The organism is Streptomyces sp. NPDC052079 (assembly GCF_040680275.1).
Lineage (GTDB): Bacteria > Actinomycetota > Actinomycetes > Streptomycetales > Streptomycetaceae > Streptomyces.
The window spans coordinates 86,115-108,383 of sequence record NZ_JBFAWL010000021.1; the positions used below are offsets into that span (position 1 = coordinate 86,115).

The following is a 22,269-nucleotide window of genomic DNA, read 5'->3' on the forward strand; positions in this document are numbered from 1 at the left end:
TAGTCGCCCGCGCGTGCCCGTACGCGCGCCGGTGTTCAGCGCCCCACGGCCGTCACCAGCACCGTCCCGCCGGTGCGCGCGACGACGTACGCCTCGCCCCGGACCGCCTTGGCGTCCAGCGGGAGGCGGTGGCGGCCGGGTTCCAGGACGCCGTCGAAGACGTCCTGCGTGTGGGTGCGGGTGAGGCGGTCGAGCCGGTACGCGGTGAGCCGCACCCGGCAGGACGACGTGACGTGGACCTCCGCGGCGCCGTCGGCGGCGGTGAGCTCCGTCAGGCGGCGCTGCTGCGGCGGGCTGCCGTTCAGGGCCTGTTCGGTCTGGGCGACCAGCAGCGGGACGATCGGGGCGAGGCCGTGGACGCAGGGCACGTGGACGCCGGCGGTGGTGAGGGCGCGGCGGACGGCGTCGCGCTCCCCGGCGCCGGCCGATGGGCCGAGGGCGACGGCGCCGTAGGTCCGCAGTTCGTCGGCGGGGACTCCGTCGGCGTTCTGGGCGATGTCGGCGCCGACGCCGATCGTGCGCAGGGCGGCGGCGAGCCGGGCGAGGAGGGCGACCCGGGCGCCGATCAGCAGAACACGGCGTCGGGGGCTGGGGGCGTCGCCGTTCAGCAGGGAGGCGAGCGCGGCGCGGTACTCGGTGCCGCGGAAGCGGAACGGGCCTATGCCGTGGTAGCCGTTGAGCTCGAGGTCGGCGTGTGCGTCGGTCTGCCAGGCGAAGTCCCGCCAGATGACGTCCTCGCCGTCGTGCTCGATGACCGCGGTGACCGCGCCGCAGCCGAGGTCCTCGCACTCGGGGCAGCCGTAGACGATGTACCGGCCGGCGGGCAGGGGGGCCTCGGTCTCCAGCAGCAGGCTGCGGACCTGGGCGGTGAAGATCGAGGGCGGGACGTCGGAGGCGAGCGGGGAGACGGCGTCCAGGTCGGAGAGGCGGAAGAGCAGCGGGCGTCCGTCGACGACGAAGTCGACGAAGTCCCGGTGGACCTGGTAGTCACCGTTGGCAAGGAGTCCACCGGCTCTGGTCGCCGGTGCCAGGCCGAAGGTCGCGTACTCGGCAGACATGCTGTGAGTATTCCCACCGCGGACGGACCTGAGCACGGCATGACATATTCCGCTAACGTCCGATCGATGGAGCGCGAACTTGGCTGCGATGTACTGGTGATCGGCGGCGGCGTGGCCGGGCTGACCACGGCGGTGGTCCTGGCCGAGGGTGGTGTACGCGTACGGCTGTGGACGCGGGACCCGGTCGAGGGGACCACCTCGGCGGTTGCGGGCGGGCTGTGGTGGCCGTACCGCGTCGAGCCGGTGGAGTCGGCCCGTGCGTGGGCGCTGCGGTCGCTGGACGTCTACGAGGAACTGGCGGAACGGCCCGACACCACCGGCGTACGCATGGCCGAAGGGGTACTGGGCGAAACGGCGCTGGACGACGTCGGCGCGTGGGCCGCCGCGCGGCTGCCGGGGCTGCGCCCGGCGACGGCCGGGGAGTATCCCGGCGGGTCGGGGGTGTGGGCCCGGCTGCCGCTCATCGACATGCCGGCTCATCTGCCGTATCTGCGGGAGCGGTTCCTGGCGGCGGGGGGTGTGGTCGAGGCGCGTACGGCGGCGGACCTGGCCGGGACCGGCGCGCCGGTCGTGGTCAACTGCACGGGCCTCGGGGCGCGGGAGCTGGTTCCGGATCCGTCGGTGCGGCCGGTACGGGGGCAGTTGGTGATCGTGGAGAACCCGGGGGTCCGTACGTGGACGGTCTCCACGGGGGCCGACGGCGCGCCGGCGTACGTCCTGCCGCAGCCGGGGCGGCTGGTGCTGGGCGGTACGGCGGAGGAGGACGCCTGGTCCACGGAGCCGGACCCGGCGGTGGCCGACGCGATCGTGCGGCGGTGCACGGCACTGCGCCCGGAGATCGCCGGCGTCCGCGTCCTGGACCACCGCGTGGGTCTGCGCCCGGCCCGCGACGCAGTCCGCCTGGAACGCGCCGTCCTCCCCGACGGCACCGTCCTGATCCACAACTACGGCCACGGTGGCGGCGGAGTCACCGTGGCCTGGGGCTGCGCGGAGGAGGCGGCGAAGCTGGCCACGGGCTGACCCGGCGCACCGCACGGCAGGCGGACCGTGGTAGGCGTGCGCACTCCGCTCCCCGGATGGGCAGCAGCCGCGCCCCGGGGGGACCGCCCGTGCGCTTGGCCGCCGACGGCCAGCCCCAGCCGGGAGCGGACTCACGTATGCCCGCACCTTCCGCGGCCCGCCGGTCCGGGCCACCCAACGGCAGCGGCGCGGCGTCGGCACGTGCCCCGGACCGGCCGACGGTTCCGGCCGAACACCGCCACCGCGCTCCTCGCGGAACGCCCCCCGCCACGCCAGACACCGACCGCGCGCGTGCGCCATCACCGCAGGCCCGGGCCTGGGCTGGATGCCATACCGCCGGGGGCGGACTCGCGTATGCCCGACCGGGCTGCGGCCCGCCGGTCCCGGCCACCCGACGGCAGCGGCGCGGCATCGGCACCTGCGCCGAACCGACCGACGGATCCGGCCGGACACCGCCACCCACGGCCCCGCCCCTCGCGGAACGACCCGGCCCACGCCAGACACCGACCGCGCGCGTGCGCCATCACCGCAGGCCGGGCCTGGGCTGGGTGCCATACCGCCGGGGGCGGACTCGCGTATGGCCGGCCGCGCTGCGGCCCCGTCGGTCGGGGGCACGTGGGGCGTGCCGACCGACGCCCCCGGCCGGACACCGCCACCCCACGGCCTCCGCTCCCCGCGGAACGACCCGGCCCCACACCAGAGACACGGACCACGCGTGTGCCATCGCCTCAGGCCCCGGAGGCGGGGCTGGGTGCCGTACGGCCGGGGCTGGACTCGCGTGTGGCCGACCGTGCCGCGGCCCGCCCGTCCGGGCACGTGGGGCGCGCCGACCGATGGCCCCGGCCGGTCCCCGGGCGACGGCAGTGTCGCGGACCGCGCGCGTGGGCCGTTGCCGCGAGTTTGCCGGGCCGTACGGCCGGGAGCGGACTCACGTATGGCTGACAGTGCCGGGGGCCGCCGGTCCGGGCACGTGGGGTGTGCCGACCGACGGCCCCGGCCGGTCCCCGTGTGAAAGCAGTGTCGCGGACGGCGCGGGGCGTACGGCCGGGGGCGGGCTCGAGTGTCGCCGACCGTGCCGCGGGCCGCCGGTCGGGGCATGTGGGGCGCATCGGGGGACGGCCCCGGGCGGTTGCCGGGCGACGGCAGGGTCGCGGGGCGTGCAGCGGGTCACTGTTTGCCGATGGGGTCGCCCTCCACGTCTGGGCCGCGGCCGGGTTCGACGCGGAGTTGGAACTCGCCGTCGTACTTCTTGTGGCCCTCGATGACCGCGAGTTCCACCGCCTCGGAGGCCATGCGGTCCCGCACCATGAGCGGGTCGCGGCGTAGGTCGCGCATGAGTGCCATGCACATGAAGATCATCACGATGACGAATGGAGCCGCCGCGAGGATCGTCAGATTCTGCAGGCCGGTCAGCGCGTCGGCCTGTCCGCTGCCGACCAGCAGCATGATCGCCGCCACGGCACCGGTGACCACGCCCCAGAACACCACCACCACACGCCCGGGTTCGAGCGCTCCGTTCTGCGAGAGGGTGCCCATCACGATGGAGGCCGCGTCGGCGCCCGAGACGAAGAAGATGCCCACGAGGATCATCACCAGCAGGCTGGTGGCGGTGGCGACGGGGTACTCCTGCAGCACCGCGAAGAGCCGGCCCTCCGGGGTCGTCTCGCCGCCGAGCCGGTTCTGCTCCTGGAGCCGCATCGCCGAGCCGCCGAAGATCGCGAACCAGACCAGACTGACCGTGCTGGGGACGAGGATCACCCCGCCGATGAACTGGCGGATGGTCCGGCCCCGGCTGATACGGGCGATGAACATGCCGACGAACGGCGTCCAGGAGATCCACCACGCCCAGTAGAAGACGGTCCAGCTGCCCAGCCAGTCGGCGACGCCCTCGCCGCCGCTGACCTCGGTGCGGCCGGCCAGTTCGGGCAGGTGTCCGAGGTAGGAGAAGATCGAGGTGGGCAGCAGGTCCAGGATGAGGATGGTCGGGCCCGCGACGAACACGAACACGGCGAGGATCAGGGCCAGCACCATGTTGGTGTTCGACAGCCACTGGATGCCCTTCTCCACACCGGAGATCGCGGAGGCCACGAACGCCGCCGTCAGCACCGCGATGATGCTGACCAGCAGCCCGGTGCTGACCTTGTCCAACCAGTCGAGCTTCTGGACCCCGGACCCGATCTGCAGCGCGCCGAGGCCGAGCGAGGCAGCGGAGCCGAAGACCGTCGCGATGATGGCGAGTATGTCGATGACCCGGCCGCCGACGCCGTTGGCGTTCTTCTCACCGATGAGCGGGGTGAACACGGCACTGATGGTCTGCCGGCGGCGGCGCCGGAAGGTGCTGTAGGCGATGGCGAGACCGACCACCGCGTAGATCGCCCAGGGGTGGAGCGTCCAGTGGAACAGGGTGGTGGCCATGGCCGTTTCCATGCGGTCGCCGGAGTCGGCCGGACTGGTGCCGGGCGGGGGTTCGGTGTAGTGGGCCAGCGGTTCGCTCACGCCCCAGAACATCAGGCCGATGCCCATGCCCGCGCTGAACATCATGGCGATCCACGACACCGTCCGGAACTCCGGCTTCTCGCCCTCGGCACCGAGATGGATCCGGCCGTAGCGGCTGGCCGCGAGCCAGAGCGCGAAGACCACGAAGCCCGAGGCCGCCAGCATGAATCCCCAGCCGCCGTTGTGCATCAGCCCACGGAGCATGCTGCTGGAGGCGTCCTGGAGCGAATCCGTCGCGAGGGCGCCCCAGAGAACGAAGGCGAGGGTGAGCACGGCGGTGACGCCGAACACCACCCGGTCGGTCCGTGGACCCTGCCTTCCGGGCAGGCCCGCTTCGGAGCCGGGCAGCGGGCCTGCCGTGTGGTCGTTGTCGCCGTTCTGGTCCTGCGTCACAGGCGGCACCCTTCGTCGAGCCATTGGGCGGAGAGCACTCCTCCCCGATAGGCCCTTACCACTTTTGGCGCAAAACTCACCTCTTCAGCAGGACGGGTCGGCACTTCGCCTCCACCAGCTGGCGGGTGGCCCGCCCGTCGAGGAGCAGGGGCACGAGCGCACGCAGGGACTGCCGCAGCGGTACGACGACGCCGCCGCCGTCCCTCCGGACCCGCGTATCAGGGCGCGTTCACCGGGCCTCCCCCGGGACGCGGTGGGCGGTGACGTCGGGCCGGTCCACGCCGTCCAGCACGGCGTCCGGGGCGGTGGGCCGGGCACCTGCCGTGGCGCGGGCGAACGCGGCCGTTCCGCCGGCCAACGGGACCCGCGCGGAGGTGCGTGCCAGGTCGATACGGAGGGTCGGTGTGTCGACGGGCGGGTCGATCAGGCCACGGTCCGTGCCGGCGACGATCAGCGCCAGGCGGTGTCCCTCGGGCACGACGTGGTCGGTGGCGGCAAGGTCCAGAGTGATCGTGTACCGCTTGCCGGGGACCAGGGGCTCGCCCTTGCCGTCGCCGGCGTGGTGTCCGAGGTCGGCCCAGCCGCGGCTGACGACGGTGTGCTCGACGTCGACCGTGGTCGCGCGGGTCTCCTTGAAGCAGGAACTGTCGCCCTCGGTGCTCGCGCCCCAGCAGGTGCGCTCGGGGAGGGTGGTGATGCCCTCGCCGGCGGCGGTGTAGTCGCGGACGGTGTCGGGGCCGAGGTCCACGAGGACGGCGGAGAGGTGGGCCGTGGGGGTGCTGGGCGTGGCGGTGACGGTGACCTCGGAGGCACCGGACAGGCGCAGGTCCCGGGTGAGCGGGCCGGTGACGAAGCCCGCCTTGTGGGGAGTCGACGTGTCGACACGGGCAGCCCAGTCGGTCTCGCTCAGCCGGGGGTCGTCGGTGAAGGACTCGGTGCCCTTGCCGCGGCGCAGCCCCAGGGTGCCGACACCGGGCTCGTCGCCCTGGTGGGGTCGCAGGGTCGTGGGGTGCGTGCCGCGCGGCGGCCAGGTCGTTGAGGTGACCCACTGGTCGGGCCGGCGTTCGATGTCGGCCATGGGTTCGCGGTCGATGCCGTTGTCGTAGCCGAGGAGTTCGTGGTCGAACCAGCGGTGCAGGGTGCGGACCCACTCGGCGCGGCGGAAGTCGAAGGGGTCGACGTGGCCGGTCTGGGAGAGCCAGATCTTGCGCCGTACGCCGTTCTTCGCGAGGGCGTCCCACCAGGGGCCGACGTGCTGCATGCGCACGTTGAGGTCCTGCATGCCGTGCACGAGGAAGACGCTGGCCCGGACCTTCTTCGCCGCGCGCACATAGTCGCGGGCGGTCCACAGCGGGGTCCGGTCGCCGGTGCGCGGGGCGCCTTCGACGAGTTCGCGCTGGACCGCGGCGCACCGGGTGCGGGCCTCGGGTGTCTCGACGTACTGGGACAGCCAGTCGGGGCCGGAGTCGTAGAGCGGGGCGCCCTGGCTGAAGTAGTAGTCGTACCAGGTGGAGATGGCGGCGATCGGGACGATGGTCTCCAGGCCCTCGACGCCGGTGGCGGCGACGCCGTTGGCGATGGTGCCGTCCCAGCTCTTGCCGATCATGCCGGTGCGGCCGTTGGTCCAGCCGGCGCGGGCGCGCTCGGTGCCGCTGCGGCTGGTGTACGCCGTGCCGCGGCCGTTGAGCCAGTCGACGACGGCCTTCGCGGACCGGATGTCGGAGCGGCCTCCGACGTCCACGCAGCCGTCGGACCGGTTGGTTCCGGCCAGGTCCACGCCGACGACGGCGTAGCCGCGCGGCACGAAGTAGTTGTCGTAGAACAGCGGCATCCGCACGACGTCGCCGTTCGCGTCGTATGTCTTCTTCTGGCTCTCGTTGCCGCGCCCGCAGCAGGAGTAGTAGGGGCTGGCGTCCATGATGACGGGTATCTTCCGGCCCTGCTGAGCCGGTTCGCGGGGCCGGACAATGTCGACGGCGACCCGGTCGGTCCTTCCGTCCCGGTCCTCGTCGAGGCCGGTGTCCACCCAGACGGCCTCGCGGATGGCGTCGTCGTAGGAGTGGACGGGCCGGCTCTCGCGTGGCGCGGCGTCCGCCGCGGCCGGGGTGAGCAGTGTGGCCGTCAGGGCGGCGGTGGCCGCGGTCGCGAGCGTTCTCCAGGTCGTGGGGCGCGTGCGTTTCGGCATGCGCGGACGGTACATCGTTGAACTGGCGTGCAGAAGAGTGCGTCTGACGTGATGTGAGGCAGCGGGTGGCCGGATCCTGCCGTGTGTCGTGGGGGTTCATGACGGCCGGATGGCGATCCTGTGACCGCGGTGGTCATGGACAAGCCAGAGGCGGAGGGGATCAATAGGCTCCGAAAGGACCTCGCTCCCCGACCACTTGGAGCCCTTCGTGCACCGCAGAATCTTCGTGCCGGGAGTCCTGGCCTCGGCCACCCTGTTGCTGGCGATCCCTGCATCGGCCGCGAGCCCCTCCCCCGGCGCGCCGGGCATCGGCGACCCCTACTACCCGGCCTACGGCAACGGCGGATACGACATCTCCCACTACGACTTACGGCTGACGTACCGGCCGGCCACCGACAAGCTGGAGGGCACCGCCACCCTGCTGGCCCGCACCACCCAGGACCTGTCCCGGTTCAATCTGGACTTTCTGCTGGAGGTGAGCGAGGTCCGGGTGAACGGCGCGAAGGCGTCGTTCACGGCCACCGGTGAGCACGAGCTGGAGATCACCCCGAAGAAGGCGCTGCCCAGGGGCGCGGACGTCACGGTCGTGGTCCGTTACCAGGGCGTGCCGTCGTCGAAGGAGGCGTACGGCTTCACCGGCTGGCACCGCACCCCGGACGGCGGCGTCGCGGCGAACGAGCCCGAGGCGGCGTGGTGGTGGTTCCCCAGCAACGACCACCCGCTGGACAAGGCCACCTACGACGTCTCGGTGCAGGTGCCGGACGGCACCCAGGCCATCTCCAACGGCACCCTGCAGTCGACGCGTTCCCGGGCGGGCTGGACCCGCTGGAGCTGGCGCTCCGACAAGCCGCAGGCGACCTATCTGGCCACGCTGGCGGTCGGCCGGTTCGACATCACCACCGGTGAGACCGAGGGCGGCATCCCGGTCCTCAACGCCTACAGCAAGGACCTCGGCGCCCACGCGGGCGCGGCACGGGCGAGCGTCGAGCGGACCGGGGAGGTCGCCGACTGGCTGACCGGGTACTTCGGCCCGTACCCCTACAACGCGCTCGGCGGGTACGTCCCGAACACGGACACCGGGTACGCGCTGGAGACGCAGACCCGGCCGTTCTACAGCCCGCGGCAGTTCGCCGACGGTTCGAACGTCTCCGTCGTCGTCCACGAGCTGGCCCACCAGTGGTACGGCGATCTGGTCTCCGTGGCCGGCTGGAAGGACATCTGGATCAACGAGGGCTTCGCGCGGTACGCCCAGTGGCTGTGGTCCGAGCACGAGGGCGAGGGTACGGCGCAGGAACTCGCCGATCACGTGTACGCCTCCCATCCGGCCGGTGATCCGTTCTGGACGGTGAAGCCGGGTGACCCGGGCCCGGAGAACCAGTTCCACATCGCCGTCTACGACCGGGGCGCGCTGGCCCTCCAGGCGCTGCGCAACAAGATCGGCGACGAGGCGTTCTTCGCCGTACTGAAGGGCTGGCCGCAGAAGTACGCCCATGGCAACGCGACCGTGGCGGACTTCCGGCGGTACGCCGAGGGGGTGTCGGGCAAGCGGCTGACGGCACTGTTCGACACCTGGCTGTACCAGCCGGCGAAGCCGGAGGCCGCGTCGGCGCCGGGTGCCTCGGAAACAGCGTCCGCCCGGTCGCCGGAGCCGCCGAAATCGTGGAAGAAGATCGCCGCCACCAACGACGTGCACGACAACGGCCACCGCCGCTGAGCGAACTCCGCCGGACACCTGAGCGGTGGGCCGCACCCCACCGCTCAGCCCCCGTGCTCGTACACGGTCACCGGTATCCCGCGCCGCGCCAGCCGCTCGTCGATCAGCGGCTCGACGCGGGACCATCTGCCGCCGGCGAGACCGCACCCTATGCGGGGCATATGGACCGAGGCGCCCAGTGCGATCGCGTGGTCGGCGAGGCGGGCGAGGGCGGTGTCGATGGCCTCGTAGCGGACGGGGACGCCCTTGCTGCCGGTTCTGATGCCGCGCTGGCCGATCATGTTGGCCACCCAGACGTGGCGCTCCACCTGGACGAGCCGCACCGCGCCCAGCGCGAAGTCGTTGGAGGCGCGGTCCCGGTGCCAGGCGCGGTAGGCCGCCTCCGGCTCGGGCCAGCGGCGCGACAGGGCCACGACGAAGCCCTTCCCCCAGCCGCCGATGTCGTTGCAGACATGGGCGATCACCTTGACGCCCTTCACCGACGGAGCGGTGGCGTCACCCCGGATGTATGTGATCCCCGACATGACGCCACCCTACGGACCGCCACTGACAATGGCGGCGGTGAGCTGCTACTTCTGCTGCGTGCGGCCGGTCGGGGCGGCCAGTTCGCGGTCGGTGGTGTGTGCGACCCGGCGGCGGACGGCGTACCAGCCGGCGACCAGCATCGCCGCGACCAGGGGGACGAGCAGCACTGTCTTGCGGCCCACCTCGGGGTCGTTCCACATGAGGCCGAGGACGGACACCAGGAAGGCAATGGTGACGATCTCGGTCACCGGGCTGCCGGGGAGGCGGAAGGACGGGCGGGTGACCAGGCCGGCGCGGGCGCGGCGGACGAAGACCAGATGGGAGATCATGATGATCACCCAGGTGCTGATGATGCCGAGCGAGGCGACGTTCAGCACGATCTCGAAGGCCTTCTCCGGCACCAGGAAGTTGAGGCCGACGCCGAGCACGCACACCGCGCAGGTCAGCAGGATGCCGCCGTAGGGCACCTGGCTGCGGTTCATGCGCGCGGTGAACTTCGGGGCGGAGCCCGCCATGGCCATGGAGCGCAGGATGCGGCCCGTGGAGTACAGGCCGGAGTTCAGGGACGACATCGCGGCCGTGAGGACGACCAGGTTCATCACGTCGCCGGCCGCGGGGACGCCGATCTTCGACAGGACGGTGACGAAGGGGCTCTCGTCGGCCGAGTACATCGAACCGGGCAGGAGCAGGGCGAGCAGGGCGACCGAGCCGACGTAGAAGAGGCCGACGCGCCACATGATGGAGTTCACCGCGCGGGGGACGACCTTCTCCGGCTCGGCGGTCTCGCCCGCGGCGACGCCCACCAGCTCCAGCGCCGCGTACGCGAAGATCACGCCCTGCATGACGAGGACGACGGGCAGGACACCGTGCGGGAGGATGCCGCCGTTGTCGGTGATCATGTTCAGGCCGGGGGTGCCGCCGCCCACCTCGTGCTGTGTGGCGAGCAGGAAGACACCGACGAGCATGAAGGCGACGAGCGTGGCGACCTTGACGATCGCGAACCAGAACTCCATCTCGCCGAAGATCTTCACCGAGATCAGGTTCACGGCCAGGACCACCGCGAGGGCGATCAGGGCGAGCACCCACTGCGGGATGTCGGTGAACGCACTCCAGTAGTGCGTGTAGAGGGCGATGGCGGTGATGTCGGCGATGCCGGTGGTCGACCAGTTCAGGAAGTACATCCAGCCCGCGACATACGCGCCCTTCTCGCCGAGGAACTCCCGCGCGTACGACACGAAGGAGCCCGACGACGGCCGGTACAGGACCAGCTCGCCGAGGGCGCGCACGACGAAGAAGGCGAAGAGGCCGCAGACCAGGTAGGCCAGCGCGAGCGCCGGGCCCGCGTCGTGGAGGCGTCCCCCGGCGCCGAGGAAGAGTCCGGTGCCGATCGCCCCGCCGATGGCGATCATGTTGACGTGGCGGGCCTTGAGGTCCTTGCTGTAACCGGCGTCGCCCGCGTCCGCGGGCGTCGGGGCCTCCGTGGTGGGTGCTGCGGCCGTTGCCGTGGTGACGGCGTCCTTGCTCACGGGTGGTTCCACTCTCTGGCGCGCTCGGGCGAGTCGCGCCCGGTTGTTCCGGATTGCCTGGCCGGCGTGCTCGATCAAGGCACAGACCGAGAGGGCACCTTTCCCGACACCCGGGGCCGCATGCGATGGCACATGTCACACCGCGGGACATCTCACAGGGCCGTGCGGGGTGACAGTGAAGGTGTCACAGCGCTGGTGGGACAGCGATACTGCTGCACATGACGACCGAGACCGAGGCCCTGACGATCGACGAACTGGCGGCCCGGGCGGGGGTCACCGTGCGCACGGTCCGTTTCTACGGCACCAAGGGGCTGCTGCCGCCGCCGGTGATCGGCCCGCGGCGGGTCGGTCGCTACGGGCGGGAGCATCTGGCCCGGCTGGAGCTCATCGAGGAGCTGCGGAGCAGGGGCATGACGCTGGCGGCCATCGAGCGGTATCTGGGGGAGCTGCCGCCGGACCTGAGCGTGCGCGACCTGGCGGTCCAGCGGGCGGTGGTGGCGTCCTGGGCGCCCGGCGCCACGGAGACGGTCTCGCGCGGGGAACTGGAGCGCCGCGCGGGGCGCGCGCTGGGCGAGGAGGACCTGAAGCGGCTGGCGGCGATGGACGTCGTCGAGCCGGCCGACGGGGCACCGGACGGCGAGGCCTTCCGGGTCGACGCCGGGCTGCTGCGGCTCGGCGTCGAACTGCTGGACGTACCGCTGTCGCACGGGACGGTCCTCGCCGCCCGTACCGCGCTGATCGGGCACTCCCGCGCGGCGGCCCGCGAGCTGTCGCGGCTGCTGCGGGACGCGGTGGCGGACAAGGACGCGCGGGATGTGCGGTCCCTGTCCGCCCGGATGCATCCGCTCGTGGTGCAGGCGCTGCTCACGACCTTCCAGCGGTCGCTGCGGGAGGAGCTGCGGGAGTGGCTCGACGAGGAGGGCGAACCGCGCTAGGGGGCCGGTCCGGCGGATCATGCCGGACAGGCACTGACGCCGTCAGCGCGCGTCCTTGAAGACCTCTCCCTTCTCGGCCTTCTCCACCAGCAGGGCGGGCGGGGTGAAGCGGTCGCCGTAGCGCTCGGCGAGTTCCCGCGCGCGTGCCACGAATCCGGGCAGACCGCCGTCGTAGCCGTTGATGTACTGCAGGACGCCGCCGGTCCAGCCAGGGAAGCCGATGCCGAGGATCGAGCCGATGTTGGCGTCGGCGACGGACGTCAGCACGCCCTCCTCGAGCAGCCGGACGGTGTCCAGCGCCTCGGAGAACAGCATGCGTTCCTGCATGTCCCGGAACGGGATCTCGTGGCCCGGCACGGTGAAGTGCTCGCGCAGTCCCGGCCACAGGCGGCCCCGCTTGCCGTCCTCGCCGTACTCGTAGAAGCCGGCCCCGCCGCTGCGGCCCGGGCGCCCGAACTCGTCGACCATGCGGTCGATGACCGCCTCGGCCGGGTGTGCGGTCCAGGTGCCGCCGGCTTCCTCCACGGCCCGCTTCGTCTCGTTCCGGATCTTCCGCGGCAGGGTGAGGGTCAGCTCGTCCATCAGGGAGAGCACCTTGGCGGGGTAGCCCGCCTGGGCGGCGGCCTGCTCCACGGAGGCGGGCTCGATGCCCTCGCCGACCATGGCGACGCCCTCGTTGATGAAGTGCCCGATGACACGGGAGGTGAAGAAGCCGCGCGAGTCGTTGACCACGATCGGGGTCTTGTTGATCTGCCGGACCAGGTCGAACGCGCGGGCCAGCGCCTCCTCGCCGGTGCGCTCGCCCTTGATGATCTCGACCAGCGGCATCTTGTCGACGGGCGAGAAGAAGTGCAGCCCGATGAAGTCGTCCTGCCGCTCGACGCCCTCGGCGAGGGCGGTGATGGGCAGGGTGGAGGTGTTGGAGCACAGCAGCGCGTCGGGGGCGACGACGTCCTGGATCTCCTGGAACACCTTGTGCTTGAGGGAGGTGTCCTCGAAGACCGCCTCGATCACCGCGTCGCAGCCGGCGAGGTCGGCCGCCTCGGCGGTGGGCGTGATCCGCGCGAGCAGCGCGTCGGCCTTCTCCTGGCTGGTACGGCCCTTGGCGACGGCCTTGGCGCACAGCTTCTCGGAGTAGCCCTTGCCCTTGACGGCGGCCTCCAGGGAGACGTCCTTCAGCACGACGTCGATCCCCGCGCGGGCGCACGAGTAGGCGATGCCCGCGCCCATCATCCCTGCGCCGAGGACGGCCACCTTCGTCACCTTGCGGGGCTCGACGCCCTTGGGGCGGTTGGCGCCTGAGTTGACGGCCTGGAGGTCGAAGAAGAACGCCTGGATCATGTTCTTCGAGGTCTGCCCCGAGGCCAGCTCGACGAAGTAGCGGGCCTCGATGATTTGGGCGGTCTCGAAGTCGACCTGCGCGCCCTCGACGGCCGCGGCCATGATGTTGCGCGGGGCCGGATAGGGGGCGCCGCCCGTCTGCTTGCGCAGGTTGGCCGGGAACGCGGGCAGGTTGGCGGCGAACTTGGGGTGGGCGGGGGTGCCGCCGGGGATGCGGTAGCCGGGCCGGTCCCAGGGCTGGGCGGACTCGGGGTGGGCGTCGATGAAGGCGCGGGCCTTGGCGATCATGTCCTCGGGCGTGTCGGCGACCTCGTCGACCAGGCCGTTCTCCAGGGCGCGGCGCGGGGTGTACTGGGTGCCCTGGAGGAGCACCTTGAGCAGGGCGTCGGTGATGCCGAGCATGCGTACGGTGCGGACGACACCGCCGCCGCCGGGGAGCAGGCCGAGCGTGACCTCGGGGCAGCCGATCTTGGAGCTGGGGGCGTCGAGGGCGATCCGGTGGTGGCAGGCCAGGGCGAGTTCGTAGCCGCCGCCGAGGGCGGCGCCGTTGAGGGCGGCGACGACGGGCTTGCCGAGGGTCTCGATGCGGCGCATCTGGCGCTTGAGCGCCATGCCGCCGTCGAACAGCTGCTGGGCGGTTTCGGGCGTGACCCGGATCAGGTCGCGCAGGTCGCCGCCGGCGAAGAAGGTCTTCTTGGCGGAGGTGATGATGACACCGCGGATGGAGTCCTGCTCGGCCTCCAGGCGGTCGGTGATCACGGCGAGGGAGTCGCGGAACGCCTGGTTCATGGTGTTCGCGGACTGGTTGGGGTCGTCGATGACGAGGGTGACGACGCCGGTGCGGTCCTGTTCCCAGCGGATGGTGGTGCTCTCGGTCATGAGGAGGTCTCCGTTAGAGGTGGCGGGGGCGCTGGGTGTCAGAGGCGTTCGACGACGGTGGCGATGCCCATGCCGCCGCCCACGCACAGGGTGGCCAGGCCGTAGCGCTTGTCCTGGCGCTCGAGTTCGTCGACGAGGGTGCCGAGGATCATCGCGCCGGTGGCGCCGAGGGGGTGGCCCAGGGCGATGGCGCCGCCGTTGACGTTGACCTTGTCCAGCGACAGGCCCATGTCCTTCACAAAGCGCAGGACGACCGCCGCGAACGCCTCGTTGATCTCGACCAGGTCGATGTCGTCGATGGTCAGTCCGGCCTTGGCGAGTGCCTTGCGGGTGGCCGGGGCGGGGCCGGTGAGCATGATGGTGGGCTCGGAGCCGGAGACGGCGGCGGAGACGATCCGGGCGCGCGGGGTGAGTCCGTTGCGTTCGCCGGCCTCCTTGGAGCCGATGGCGACGAGGGCGGCGCCGTCCACGATGCCGGAGGAGTTGCCCGCGTGGTGGACGTGGTCGATCTGCTCCACCCAGTGGTACTTCTGCAGGGCGACGGCGTCGAAGCCGCCGAGTTCGCCGATGTCCGCGAAGGACGGCTTCAGCTTGCCCAGCGAGTCGGCGGTGGTGCCGGGGCGCAGGTGCTCGTCGTGGTCGAGGACGACCAGGCCGCTGCGGTCCTTCACCGGGACGACGGACCGCTCGAAGCGGTTCTCCTTCCAGGCGGTGGCCGCACGCTCCTGCGAGAGGGCCGCGTACTCGTCGACGTCGCGCCGGGAGAACCCCTCGATGGTGGCGATGAGGTCGGCGCCGATGCCCTGCGGAACGAAGTTGACGGCGTGGTTGGTCATCGGGTCGTTGAACCAGGCGCCGCCGTCGGAGGCCATGGGGACGCGGGACATGGACTCCACGCCGCCCGCGAGGACGAGGTCGTCCCAGCCGGAGCGCACCTTGGCGGCGGCCAGGTTGACCGCCTCCAGGCCCGAGGCGCAGAAGCGGTTCTCCTGGACGCCCGCCACCGTGTCCGGCAGTCCGGCCGCGATCGCGGCGATGCGGGCGATGTCGGAACCCTGGTCGCCGACCGGGCCGACGACGCCGAGCACGACGTCGTCCACAGCCGCGGGGTCCAGGTCCGGGAAGCGGTCCCGGATCTCGTGGATGAGGCCCACGACCAGGTCGATGGGCTTGGTCCCGTGCAGGGCGCCGTTCGCCTTGCCGCGCCCGCGCGGGGTGCGGATCGCGTCGTACACGTACGCTTCGGTGCTCACGAGGAGGCCTTTCACTGAGGGTGGGAGGGCTGGGACGTGGGTGCGGGAGCCGTCGCCGCCGGGCGGGGCAGGTCCCAGTCGCGGGCCACGTCGTCGGTGTCGGCGCCCGGCCGGGCCGGTCCGGTGCGGACGGCGACGGGGGTCGCGGAGAACCGCGGGGCGGGTGCGGGCTGGGTGATGCCGCCGTGGTCGGTGAAGGTGCCGCGGGCGGCGAGATGCGGGTGGTGTGGGGCCTCGCGGAGGGAGAGCACGGGGGCCACGCACGCGTCGGTGCCCTCGAAGACGGCCGTCCATGCGTCGCGGGTGCGTTCCTTGAAGCGGGCGGCGACCTGTTCGCGCAGCGCGGGCCAGCGGGAGACGTCCGTGTGGGCCGCGGCCTGGTCCTCGATGCCGAGCAGGCGCAGGAACTCGGTGTAGAACCGTGGCTCCAGCGCACCGACCGCCATGTGCTCCCCGTCGGCGGTCTCGTAGGTGCCGTAGTAGGGGCATCCCCCGTCGAGGAGGTTGGCGCCGCGCCGGTCCTGCCAGGCTCCCGCGGCGAGCATGCCGTGGATCATCGTGGAGAGGTGGGCGGTCCCGTCCACGATCGCGGCGTCGACGACCTGCCCGGTGCCGGTCGCGCGCGCGTGGTGCAGGGCGGCGAGGACGCCGACGACGAGGTAGAGGGAGCCGCCCGCGTAGTCGCCGAGCAGGTTGGCGGGGACGGCCGGGGGGCCGTCCGGGCCGCCGATCATGCCGAGGGTGCCGGTGAGGGCGATGTAGGCGATGTCGTGTCCCGCGCGGTCGGCGAGCGGGCCGTGCTGGCCCCAGCCGGTCATCCGGCCGTAGACCAGGCGCGGGTTGCGGGCGTGGCAGTCCCCGGGGCCGACGCCGAGGCGTTCGGCCACGCCGGGGCGGTAGCCCTCGATGAGAATGTCGGCGCGTTCGGCGAGGTCCAGGACGCGGGCGGGGCCGTCGGGGTCCTTGAGGTCGACGATCACGGAACGCTTGTTGCGGTTGGTGATGTCCCCGGCCGGGTCGATCCCCAGTCCGGGGCCGCCCGGGCGGTCCACGCGGACGACATCGGCGCCCAGGTCGGCCAGGAGCATGGCGGCGAACGGGCCCGGCCCGATGCCGGCCAGTTCGACCACGCGTACGCCGGTGAGCGGACCCTGTCCCGGCGCCTTCGCCTCTGTCATCGAGCCCCCAACGGCTGTGACACACATGATGTAACACCAGCGATGTTAAGAACACGTTCCACCCGGCACAAGACCGGGCGAGCAAGCGCTTGGCCACTTTACGGGGCCGAGTCCGGTCGCGCCCGGTCACGCGCCTCCTCAGCGCGCGTCGAGCTCCGCCGCCAGCCGCTTGGGGGCGATGCTCCGGTAGCTCTCCTCCACCCAGTCGCAGAGCAGTTCGGCCGCCGGGGCGCCCTTGGGCTCCAGGGGGATGCTCACCCAGCCGGCCTTCCCCAGCCCGTATCCGGCGGGCTCGGCGCCGGGGCAGGCGAGCGCGTGGGCGTGCGCCGTCTCGTCCTTGAGCTTCACCGTCACCCCCAGGGGGTAGCTGCCGTCGTCGGCTCCGAGGAAGACGAACACCTTCTTGTTGACCTTGGCGACGGTGTCGCCCCAGGGATGTTCCTCGGTGGCTCCCGGCAGTCTCAGGGCGTAGTCGCGCACTTTTTCCCACTTCTTCAGGGCGTTCGGGGGCACGGCCATCGCTTTTCCTCCGGGCTCGTCGTCACAGCTCCGCTCCCCTCACGCTAGCCTCGACCACCGACAGCGGCGCGGCTGCACGACCAAGGGGTGTCATGAGCAGGCTGAAAAGGACGGATCGTCCCTACGACATCGTGCTCTTCGGAGCGACCGGCTTCGTCGGGACACTGACCGCGGAGTACCTCGCCGCCCATGCCCCGGCCGGGCTGCGCTGGGCGATCGCCGGCCGCAGCACCGAGAAGCTCGAGCGGCTACGGGAGCGGCTGCGAGAGCAGCTGCCCGGCGGCGCGGAGCCGGAACTGCTGCGGGCGGACGTGTCCGAGCCCGGCTCCCTGCGCGCCCTCGCCGAGCAGGCGCGCGTGGTCGCCACGACCGTGGGCCCCTATCTGGAGTACGGCGAGGAACTCGTGGCCGCCTGCGCGGACACCGGGACGGACTACGTCGACCTCACCGGAGAACCGGAGTTCGTGGACCTCGTGTACGTCCGTCATGACGCACGCGCGCGGGAGACCGGGGCGCGGCTGGTGCACGCCTGCGGTTTCGACTCGGTACCGCACGACCTGGGGGCGTACTTCACCGTGCGGCAGCTGCCGGAGGGGGTGCCGCTGACCGTGGACGGTTTCGTCACCGCGGACGCGGCCTTCTCGGGCGGGACCTTCGCCTCGGCGCTGAACCAGTTCGCCCGGCACCGGCGGCTCCGCGCGGCGGCCCGCGAGCGCAGGCACCACGAGCCGCGGCTGATGGACCGCCGGGCCTCGGCGCCGCTGGGCGCGCCGCGCTACGCGCCGGAGGTCGGCGCATGGGCCCTGCCCCTGCCGACGATCGACGGGCAGATCGTGCGCCGCTCGGCGATGTCACTCGACCGGTACGGCCCCGACTTCCGTTACCGGCACTACGCGGCCGTGCGGCGGCTCCCGGTCGCGGTGGGCGGGGTGGCGGCGGTCGGCGCGGTGGTCGCGGCGGCCCAGTTCCCGCCGCTGCGCCGGCGGCTGTCCGACCGGGTCAGGCCCGGGGAGGGGCCGGGGCCGGAGAAGCGCGCCCGGAGCTGGTTCAGCGTGCGGTTCGTGGGTGAGGGTGGCGGGCAGCGGGTGTATACGGAGGTGGCGGGCGGCGATCCGGGGTACGGCGAGACGGCGAAGATGCTGGCGGAGGGGGCGCTGTGTCTGGCCCTCGACGACCTTCCGCCGACCGCGGGGCAGGTGACTACGGCGGTGGCGATGGGCGACGCGCTGATCGGACGCCTCCGGGCGGCGGGTATCCGGTTCCGCGTGGCCGCGACACGCTGAGGGGCCGTAGCCGACTGCAGGGGCCACTGGACCAGCGCGTCGACGGGCCGTCCGTCGGTGGCAACGGGCTTGGGTGCGCGGGGCGTTGTCATGCGTGCGCACCGGCCCAGCGCGTCGCCCGCAGCTGCGGGCAGTCGTGCCTCCCCCAGTGCCTTAAGGGCCTGGGAGGTACCCCCAGGGCGATGGGGGTCCCCCCGCTCGAGCGAAGCCGAGAGTGGGGGAGGGTGGGCGCAGCGGCACCGGCCCAGCGCCGTGAGCCCTCCCCCGCCCCGGCCGAGCCCAGCGCCGTAAGCCGTCCCAGCGCCCTGAGCCGTCCCAGCGCCACTAGCCGTCCCCAGGCCCGCACGCGCCTACCCGTGCCGCCCTGGGGGTACCTCCCAGGCCTTTAAGGCACTGGGGGAGGCACGACTGCCCGCAGCTGCGCGGGCGTGGGTGCCACGTCTAGGACGTGTCCTAAACGGCGGCGGCTCCGGCGAGGGCACGGCGGCAGAGGGTGTCGGCTTTGCGGGTGGTTTCCGGTAGGCGGTAGGTGGGGGTCAGGGTGAGAGTGTGGGCGCAGGCGTTGTCCAGGCTCATGCGGTGGCCGACCGAGACGAAGACCGGCTTGACGGCGTCCCTGGTGCGCAGTGCGCGGCCGATCTCCTCGCGGCCGTCGAGCAGCGGTGAGGTGCTGCCGCGCGAGGTGTCCGGTTCCTCGTGGGTGAAGGCGAAGGGGTTCTTGGCGACGCCGATGGTCGGCAGGCCCGTAAGGACGCCCAGGTGGCTGGCCAGACCGAAGCGGCGCGGGTGGGCGCGGCCGTAGCCATCGCAGACCACGAGGCCGGGCGGACACGGCAGGGCGTCCAGGGCCGCCAGCACGGTCGGGATCTCGCGGAAGGCGAGCAGGCCGGGGACGTACGGGAAGGAGACGCGGCCGACGGCCGTGGCCTCGGCGACGACGTCCAGGGTCGCGGCGTCCAGGACGACGGCCGCGGCGGCGACGACGTCCCGCTCGTCGTCGTATGCCACGTCCACCCCGGTCACCCGGCCGGTGCCGGGCGGCGGGCCCGCTTCGTCGAGCACCACCCGCGCCCGGAGCCGGTCCTGGACCGCTCGGGCCTCTTCCTCGGTCACGGGCCAGTCGGCCGGTGTGCGTACGGTCGTCATGGTGCCCCTGAGCCTATGGGGCGGGTCTGCTCCGCGCGGGGGCGCCTCCCGGTGCTCCCCGCGCGGAGGCGGCTCACTTGCCGAGCGCCCGCTGGAGCTGACTCTTGTTCATGCTCGAACGGCCTTCCACGCCCTTCTTCTTGGCCTCCTCGTACAGCTGGTCGCGGGTGAGGCCCTGGGAGCCCTTGCCGGACCGCTGGCCGCCCCGCTTGCCGGACGACATGTCCTGCGTGGAGGTGCGGCTGGCCGTCTTGGACTCGCCGGACCGGGCGCGCTCCTTGTTCACGGTCCGGGCGGCGATCTCCTTGGCGCGCCCGGTGCTCTCGCCCCGGGACTCGGCGCTTTCCTTGATGTGCTCGTACTGACGCTCCCGCTTGGGGCTGGAACCGCGTGGCATGTCCGCTCACTTCCTCTCGCGTACAGCGCACGGGTACCCACGTTCGTTCCTCGCGATCAGCGCAAGCCGCATGGGTTCAGTTCTCCAGACGGGCAACCCGTCCCTGCTCCCCCGCAGCCCAGCAGCCGTGATCGGGCGTGCAGTCGACCGTGTCGTACGAGCCGGTGTCCACGGTCCGCCAGGTGCGGCCGGCGTCGGTCGTCAGGCTGGTGCCCGTGGGGCCGACCGCGAGGGCGGCGGTGCGGCTGTGCGGGAGCCAGGCGACACCGGAGCGGTAGGCGGGCGGCGAGGCGTGGGCCGGCCGCCAGGCGCGGCCGCCGTCGGCGGTGCGTGCGGCCGCGTCCGGTGACGCCTCGCCGGGGCGGAAGTCGCCGCCGACGGCGAGGCCGTGGGCGCGGTCGCGGAAGGCGAGGGCGAAGACGCCGCGCGCCGGGTCGCCGCCCGGGATCGGGCTGTCGGTGACCGTCCAGGTGCGGCCCCGGTCGGCGGAGTGCAGCACGCGCGCGCGTGCCGCTCCCCCGGTGGCCAGCCACACATCCCTCGGTCCGGAGGACACCAGCCACTGGCCGCTCGCCGCGAACCCGGCCTCGCCCTCCAGCGCGGGCGGCATGCCCGTGTCCGGGAGCGCTTTCCAGGACCGGCCGCCGTCGCCGGTCGCCAGGATGCGGAACTTGCCGTCCACCGGGTCGCTCATCGCGAGGCCGTGTCGGTGGTCGAAGAAGGTGAGGCAGTCGTAGAAGGCACGGGCGTCGGTGTTGCGGAAGGACTCCGTCCAGGTCGCTCCGCCGTCATCGGTGCGGTAGACCCGGGATGCCTCGCCCTCGCCGATGGCGAGCACCACGGCCCGCCGCGCGTCGAACGCCTCGATGTCCCGGAACTGCAACTCCCCCGCGCCGGGCGGCGAGACGTCCCGCCAGCTCCTGCCGCCGTCGGTGGTGCGCAGGACGGTGCCCGCGGTTCCGGCCACCCAGGCCGTGCCGCGGCTGACGGCGGCCAGCCCGCGGAACCTGACGTCCGGGGTGCCCGTCTCCTTGACCGACCAGTGCGGTGACGTGTGCCGGTCCGGTCCGTGCGCCTGTGCCGGTACGGCCGTCAGGGCGGCCACGGCCGCGGCGCACACCGCCGCCGCGGTCACCCGGCGGCTGCGTCCCGTCGGTCTCGCCTGTCCCGTCCGTCGCGTGTTCCCCGAGCGCCTCATGGCGGGGGAAGCTAGTCCAGCGCCGGGGTGCCGTCCAGAGGGCCTCTCCGGCAGGAACAAGCGCCCCGGGGAACACGCGAGGAGAGCCGCGTCACTCGGGTGCATGAAGGCGGTGACAGAGGTCACTCGCTTTTGGTGTGCACGGATTGGCTCATTCCGTCGTCTCTTCCCGTAGCCGACCCGATCCGCCCGGAAGCCCGTCCAGCCGTCAGAGGGAGCAAGGCGTTGTCCACCGTCATTGAGCAGACCGTAGAGGCCCGTCTGGTCGCCGCCGCGCCGCGGATGCCGAACATCCCCGCCACCCTGCACTATGACGGCGACGACCCGTTCGCCGTCCGCATGACCTTCCCCGCGCCCGCCACCCTGGAGGGCGTCGAGGTCTGCTGGACGTTCTCCCGTGAGCTGCTCGCCGCGGGCCTGGAGGGTCCCGAGGGGTACGGCGACGTACGGGTGCGCCCGTACGGCTACGACCGGACCGTTCTGGAGTTCCACGCCCCGGAGGGGACTGCCGTGGTGCATGTCCGCTCGGGGGAGGTGCGCCGGTTCCTGGACGCCACGAGCGAACTGGTGCCGACCGGTCTGGAGCACCTCCGGCTCGACCTCGACCACGGCCTCGCGGAACTGATGCGCGACGCCTGACGCCGGGCCGACTGCCTTCGGCGATCAGGCCGTTGAGCGTTCCGTACGCCGTGCCGCCGGCCTGCGACTCGTAAGTCCCGGTCCGAGCGGCCCCCGCGCGGCGCGCGGCCGGTTCACCTGCCGCCGGCCAGGCGCGCATCCGGTCGGCGAGCTCCCTCACGGTCCCCGGGTCGAGCGTTCCGTACGCCGGGCCTGCCGCCTGCGCTTCGTCGGTCCCGGTGCCGAGCGGTCCCCGCGCGGCCGGTTCACCGGCCGTCGGCCAGCACGCATCCTGCCGGCGAGCTTCCTCACGATCCCCGGGTCGAGCGTTCCGTACGCCGGGCCTGCCGCCTACGCCTCGTAAGTCCCGATGCCGAGCGGCCCCCACAGGCGCGCGGCCGGTCCACCGGCCGCCGGCCAGCACGCATCCGGTCGGCGAACTTCCTCACGATCCCCGGGTCGAGCGTTCCGTACGCCGGGCCTGCCGCCAGCGCTTCGTCGGTCCCGGTGCCGAGCGGCCCCCACGCGGCGCGCGGCCGGTTCACCGGCCGCCGGCCAGCACGCATCCTGCCGGCGAGCTTCCTCACGGTCCCCGGGTCGACTGT

The 22,269-nt window shown here is 72.5% G+C and carries 17 protein-coding genes; 5 read left to right on the forward strand and 12 right to left on the reverse strand.

The genetic code is table 11. The features are described 5' to 3' along the window. Positions 1-35: 35 nt before the first annotated feature. Positions 36-1,058 carry an oxidoreductase gene (locus AB0L56_RS25600; protein WP_365426895.1) on the reverse strand — a complete coding sequence of 341 codons (1,023 nt, stop codon included), beginning with the start codon at positions 1,056-1,058 and terminating at the stop codon, positions 36-38. A 66-nt stretch (positions 1,059-1,124) separates the two neighbouring features. Here AB0L56_RS25600 and AB0L56_RS25605 point away from each other — a divergent pair, with 66 nt between their 5' ends. Further along, entirely contained in the window at positions 1,125-2,078 is a 954-nt protein-coding gene (locus AB0L56_RS25605; protein WP_365426897.1) for an FAD-dependent oxidoreductase, read from the forward strand. Positions 2,079-3,245: 1,167 nt separating this feature from the next. Here AB0L56_RS25605 and AB0L56_RS25610 read toward each other — a convergent pair. Both AB0L56_RS25610 and AB0L56_RS25615 read right to left on the reverse strand, forming a co-directional pair. Further along, a complete protein-coding gene (locus AB0L56_RS25610; protein WP_365426900.1) occupies positions 3,246-4,967 on the reverse strand; it encodes a BCCT family transporter in 1,722 nt (573 codons plus the stop codon). A gap of 229 nt (positions 4,968-5,196) precedes the next feature. Further along, positions 5,197-7,152 carry a Xaa-Pro dipeptidyl-peptidase gene (locus tag AB0L56_RS25615; RefSeq protein WP_365426903.1) on the reverse strand — a complete coding sequence of 652 codons (1,956 nt, stop codon included), beginning with the start codon at positions 7,150-7,152 and terminating at the stop codon, positions 5,197-5,199. Positions 7,153-7,360: 208 nt separating this feature from the next. Between AB0L56_RS25615 and AB0L56_RS25620 the strand changes: the two genes are divergently transcribed. Further along, complete coding sequence (locus AB0L56_RS25620) at positions 7,361-8,866, forward strand: M1 family metallopeptidase (protein WP_365426906.1); 1,506 nt, start codon at positions 7,361-7,363, stop codon at positions 8,864-8,866. Positions 8,867-8,910: 44 nt separating this feature from the next. Here AB0L56_RS25620 and AB0L56_RS25625 read toward each other — a convergent pair whose 3' ends face one another. Then, the gene (locus AB0L56_RS25625; protein ID WP_365426909.1) at positions 8,911-9,390 is read right to left on the reverse strand and encodes a macro domain-containing protein; all 480 of its coding nucleotides are present in this window, start codon (positions 9,388-9,390) and stop codon (positions 8,911-8,913) included. Between the two features lie 45 nt (positions 9,391-9,435). Continuing rightward, a complete protein-coding gene (locus AB0L56_RS25630; protein WP_361029696.1) occupies positions 9,436-10,917 on the reverse strand; it encodes an amino acid permease in 1,482 nt (493 codons plus the stop codon). 218 nt (positions 10,918-11,135) lie between these two features. Here AB0L56_RS25630 and AB0L56_RS25635 point away from each other — a divergent pair, with 218 nt between their 5' ends. Next, the gene (locus AB0L56_RS25635; RefSeq protein WP_365426912.1) at positions 11,136-11,852 is read left to right on the forward strand and encodes a MerR family transcriptional regulator; all 717 of its coding nucleotides are present in this window, start codon (positions 11,136-11,138) and stop codon (positions 11,850-11,852) included. Positions 11,853-11,894: 42 nt separating this feature from the next. Here the strand turns inward: AB0L56_RS25635 and AB0L56_RS25640 are convergent, their stop codons facing one another. The 4 genes from AB0L56_RS25640 to AB0L56_RS25655 all read right to left on the reverse strand — a co-directional run bounded on the left by AB0L56_RS25640 (position 11,895) and on the right by AB0L56_RS25655 (position 17,022). Next, a complete protein-coding gene (locus AB0L56_RS25640; RefSeq protein WP_365426915.1) occupies positions 11,895-14,072 on the reverse strand; it encodes a 3-hydroxyacyl-CoA dehydrogenase NAD-binding domain-containing protein in 2,178 nt (725 codons plus the stop codon). Between the two features lie 38 nt (positions 14,073-14,110). Further along, positions 14,111-15,325 carry an acetyl-CoA C-acetyltransferase gene (locus tag AB0L56_RS25645; protein ID WP_365426918.1) on the reverse strand — a complete coding sequence of 405 codons (1,215 nt, stop codon included), beginning with the start codon at positions 15,323-15,325 and terminating at the stop codon, positions 14,111-14,113. Positions 15,326-15,336: 11 nt separating this feature from the next. Beyond that, positions 15,337-16,503 carry a CaiB/BaiF CoA-transferase family protein gene (locus tag AB0L56_RS25650; protein ID WP_365426921.1) on the reverse strand — a complete coding sequence of 389 codons (1,167 nt, stop codon included), beginning with the start codon at positions 16,501-16,503 and terminating at the stop codon, positions 15,337-15,339. 138 nt (positions 16,504-16,641) lie between these two features. Beyond that, positions 16,642-17,022 carry an MmcQ/YjbR family DNA-binding protein gene (locus AB0L56_RS25655; RefSeq protein WP_361029681.1) on the reverse strand — a complete coding sequence of 127 codons (381 nt, stop codon included), beginning with the start codon at positions 17,020-17,022 and terminating at the stop codon, positions 16,642-16,644. Between the two features lie 92 nt (positions 17,023-17,114). Here AB0L56_RS25655 and AB0L56_RS25660 point away from each other — a divergent pair, with 92 nt between their 5' ends. Then, positions 17,115-18,305, forward strand: a complete 1,191-nt coding sequence (locus AB0L56_RS25660; protein WP_365426924.1) for a saccharopine dehydrogenase NADP-binding domain-containing protein — start codon at positions 17,115-17,117, stop codon at positions 18,303-18,305. A 453-nt stretch (positions 18,306-18,758) separates the two neighbouring features. On the opposite strand, the gene AB0L56_RS25665 is transcribed toward AB0L56_RS25660, so the two are convergent. The 3 genes from AB0L56_RS25665 to AB0L56_RS25675 all read right to left on the reverse strand — a co-directional run bounded on the left by AB0L56_RS25665 (position 18,759) and on the right by AB0L56_RS25675 (position 20,983). Further along, positions 18,759-19,451: an endonuclease V gene (locus AB0L56_RS25665; protein WP_365426927.1), complete on the reverse strand. Its 693-nt coding sequence runs from the start codon at positions 19,449-19,451 to the stop codon at positions 18,759-18,761. A 73-nt stretch (positions 19,452-19,524) separates the two neighbouring features. Next, entirely contained in the window at positions 19,525-19,848 is a 324-nt protein-coding gene (locus AB0L56_RS25670) for a plasmid stabilization protein (RefSeq protein WP_365426930.1), read from the reverse strand. Between the two features lie 76 nt (positions 19,849-19,924). After that, on the reverse strand, positions 19,925-20,983 hold the full coding sequence (locus AB0L56_RS25675) for an oxidoreductase (protein WP_365426933.1): 1,059 nt from the start codon (positions 20,981-20,983) through the stop codon (positions 19,925-19,927). Between the two features lie 288 nt (positions 20,984-21,271). Here AB0L56_RS25675 and AB0L56_RS25680 point away from each other — a divergent pair, with 288 nt between their 5' ends. Next, positions 21,272-21,685: an SsgA family sporulation/cell division regulator gene (locus AB0L56_RS25680; protein ID WP_361029665.1), complete on the forward strand. Its 414-nt coding sequence runs from the start codon at positions 21,272-21,274 to the stop codon at positions 21,683-21,685. Positions 21,686-22,269 lie beyond the last annotated feature (584 nt).